Genomic DNA, 3,122 nt, shown 5'->3' with positions numbered 1-3,122 from the left:
TCACCGCCGCAGTCACGATCTCCCGCTCCCAACCCGCCCTGGGTCACTAGTTGATGGATAACCCCCGTCTCAACTCATCCTGACAGATAGGGTGGCCGCCCAATCCAGGACGGGTGCGAGCGTGCACAGCAGCGTTCGGCCGAGCGGGGTCAGCGAGTACTCCACCCGGGGCGGGACCACGGGGAACACCTGCCGGTGGATCAACCCGTCTCGTTCGAGGCCKCGCAGGGTCACTGTCAGCATCCGCTGGCTGATGCCGTCGACCTCCTTGCGGAGCTGGGTGAACCGCCGTGGGCTCTCGCCGAGCTGGCAGATGACGTACACCGACCACTTGTCGCCGACCCGGTCGAGTACTTCACGCACCCGGCAGCCAATCGGCGCCGGCAAGACGGCCTGCTGGAGCGAGCCTTCGGCTTCCACGGTTCCCTCCAGGTAACTGACGCATCTCAAAGTGCCGTCTTGGCGCGCCGCTGTCGGGTCCCGAGGATGGTCTCAGTTCCGGCCAGGTACTGACCGCACTATCGGTAACCAAGCTACGAGGAGCCTCTCCCATGACTGCACCCGCCGTCCAGATCCCCGGCTACATCGCCGGCACGTGGGCCATCGACCCGGTGCACTCCGACGTCTCCTTCACCGTCCGCCACATGATGATCAGCAAGGTCAGGGGTCGCTTCGGCGCGTTCACCGGGACCGTCGTCACTGGCGAGGACCCGCTCGCCTCCGAGGTCAGGGCCGAGATCGATCTGACGTCGATCGACACGAACAATGCCCAGCGCGACGAGCACGTCCGCTCGGCGGACTTCTTCGAGGTCGACAAGCACCCGACCATGACCTACGCCTCGACGGGCATCCGGCTGGCCGGCGACGGCTTCGTCGTCGACGGTGAACTCTCGCTCAAGGGGATCACGAAGCCTGTCCCGCTGGCACTCGAGTTCAACGGTGCCGGGCCGGACGCGTTCGGTGGCACTCGCGCCGGCTTCTCCGCGACGGCCGAGATCAGCCGCAAGGACTTCGGGATCGAGTTCAACATGCCGATCGACGGCGGCGGCGTCGTCATCGGCGACAAGATCTCGATTTCGCTCGAGATCGAGGCGGTCCTGGAGGCTTCGACCGCGTGAGCTCGCCCCTGCCGGGACTGGGCTGGTGGAGTCAGACGTCGAGCGTGCGTCTCCTATACTCGCCGGGCGGACCGGGAGCTGACCGGCCTGGTCCGTGATGTCACGGCGGCGGGCCCGCTTGAGAGCGGCGGAGAGCTGTGCGACGGTCAGCCGCCGCGCCAGCTCCGGGGTCGGTGCTTTGGCGGTCGGTGCGGACCATGTCCGCCAGCGCGTGCGCGTCACCGGCGTCGCTCTTCGCCCCGGACGTCGAGTACCGCTCCCGGTAACGGGCTGCCTGCAACGGGTTGACCGCGATCACCTGATAGCCGGCCGCGACCAGCGCGGAGACCTACGGGCCCCGGTCGGTCTCGATCCCGACCACCACCTGGTCCGGGCCGGCGTCCTCGTCCAGGTGGCCGCCGATCAGCTCGTGATGGTCAGTTGTGTCCGTGCGCCTGCTGTATCTGATCCTCGTTCGGGTGTGTGGCTGGCTGGTTCTCCTCGGTCGTTCGTCGGCGTCGAAGGACATCGAGCTGCTTGTGTTGCGACATGAGGTCGCGGTGCTGCGCCGTACCCAGCCCAAGCCCCGATGGGACTGGGCGGACCGGGCGGTGCTCACCGCACTGATCCGACTCCTACCGAGTGCCGTAGCCGTCATGGTTCGCCCGGTTCTGGGCGGCGCGCCGGGTAGCCTCCCGCGTCTGCTGGGCGGGTCGTTCGATGATCCGGGGTGTGGCGGAACGGGTGCGGGTCCGGGAGATCGATCCGGACGAGGGTCAGCGGCTGTTACGGATTGTGCGGCGGTCCTCGGGGTCGGTGGTGAYGTGGCGGCGGGCGCAGATGATCCTGCTCTCCGCGCAGGCCATGACCCCAGCGAAGATCGCAGAGGTGACGTTCACGTCGGAGGACCGCGTCCGCGATGTGATCCACAACTTCAACGCCGACGGGTTCACCTCGCTCTACCCGAAGTACGCCGGCGGGCGGCCGCGGAAGTTCACCCTGCCGGAACTGAGGTGGGCCCCGTTCTTCGGACAGTGATCCCTACAGGGGATAATTGATCCGTGAACGGAGGAGATCAATGAGTCAGTCACGCAGGCGATACACACCCGAATATAAGGACGAGGCGGTTAAACTCGTCATCGATTCGGGTCGTCCCACATCGGCGGTCGCGAAGGATCTCGGTATCAACGAGGGAACGTTGGGGAGCTGGGTCGCGACCTGGCGGCGGGCACACCAAAGCGAGGAAGAGCCGTTGTCGATGTCCGAACGGGCCCGGCTCCGCGAGCTGGAGAAGGAGAACCGGGAACTCCGGATGGAGCGCGAGTTCCTCTGAGGAGTGAATTCAGCAACCACGGAGGGGCTGGGTCTGGACGCGTGGGATCCACGCTGGTGGCGTCGGCCGCCAACGTACGACTGTTCGCGCGGCGAGAGGACCTTCYTGGGTGTCCTTATTCAGCGGAGATGAGATCAGGCTGCGGGTTCGACGCTGACGGTGAAGCCAAGTTTCTCCAGCTCTCCGACCAGGGCGTTTTTGCGACGTTCAGGGTTTCGGGTACGGCGTGCGTGCCAGTCGCCGCCCAGGTCCAATGCCGTGAAGCTTAAGTCGATCTTGATTGGTTGATCGGCTGCTGCTCTTGGCCGGTGGGTTGGTACGGCGTGTCGGCGTGGCGTGGATGCCGCTGGGTGGTTTGGTCACGGTTCGTGGCTTCGATGGTGACCCCGGACCAGGTGTCGGTGGGGGTGCTGGTGACGGCGGTGTCGCGGGATGCGGTGGACGAGGCGGTGGCGGCCTGCGGGGTCGGTGAGCGGCGCAGGGGCGGGAAGCTCCCGCCACACGTGACGGCCTATCTGACGCTGGCGATGTGCCTGTTCCCGGACGACGACTACACCGAGGTCGCGCAGAAGACGACCGGGTCGTTGGATCGGTTCGGCTGCTGGGACGCCGGGTGGGCTCCGCCGAGCGCGAGCGGGATCACCCAGGCGCGTAAGAGGCTCGGCCGGGCGGTGATGGCCGAGGTGTTCGAA

General features: G+C 66.6%; 4 protein-coding genes and 3 pseudogenes. 5 read left to right on the top strand and 2 right to left on the bottom strand.

Annotated features, from left to right (window positions below):
• Positions 1-69 precede the first annotated feature (69 nt).
• Complete coding sequence (locus tag BBK14_RS10360) at positions 70-387, bottom strand: winged helix-turn-helix transcriptional regulator (RefSeq protein ID WP_338045449.1); 318 nt, start codon at positions 385-387, stop codon at positions 70-72.
• A gap of 164 nt (positions 388-551) precedes the next feature.
• Between BBK14_RS10360 and BBK14_RS10355 the strand changes: the two genes are divergently transcribed.
• Positions 552-1,118, top strand: coding sequence for a YceI family protein (locus BBK14_RS10355; protein ID WP_071061398.1), 567 nt, complete (start codon positions 552-554; stop codon positions 1,116-1,118).
• Positions 1,119-1,263: 145 nt separating this feature from the next.
• On the opposite strand, the pseudogene BBK14_RS36855 reads toward BBK14_RS10355, so the two are convergent.
• Positions 1,264-1,536: pseudogene (locus BBK14_RS36855) on the bottom strand (IS110 family transposase); the annotation flags it as partial.
• A 4-nt stretch (positions 1,537-1,540) separates the two neighbouring features.
• Here BBK14_RS36855 and BBK14_RS42125 point away from each other — a divergent pair.
• The 4 genes and pseudogenes from BBK14_RS42125 to BBK14_RS10340 all read left to right on the top strand — a co-directional run.
• Positions 1,541-1,747: pseudogene (locus BBK14_RS42125) on the top strand (integrase core domain-containing protein); the annotation flags it as partial.
• A 70-nt stretch (positions 1,748-1,817) separates the two neighbouring features.
• Positions 1,818-2,135 (top strand): helix-turn-helix domain-containing protein, encoded by a 318-nt coding sequence (locus tag BBK14_RS10345; RefSeq protein ID WP_241831376.1) that lies wholly within the window; start codon positions 1,818-1,820, stop codon positions 2,133-2,135.
• A 40-nt stretch (positions 2,136-2,175) separates the two neighbouring features.
• A pseudogene (locus BBK14_RS35045) lies at positions 2,176-2,427 on the top strand (transposase); the annotation flags it as partial.
• 380 nt (positions 2,428-2,807) lie between these two features.
• Positions 2,808-3,122: transposase domain-containing protein (locus tag BBK14_RS10340; protein WP_198541228.1), on the top strand; the 315-nt coding region annotated here is incomplete at its 3' end.

This window comes from Parafrankia soli (assembly GCF_001854695.1).
In the GTDB taxonomy this organism is placed as follows: domain Bacteria; phylum Actinomycetota; class Actinomycetes; order Frankiales; family Frankiaceae; genus Parafrankia; species Parafrankia soli.
The sequence above is the reverse complement of the archived record's forward strand: the minus strand, read 5'-3'. Positions and strand labels throughout refer to the sequence as shown.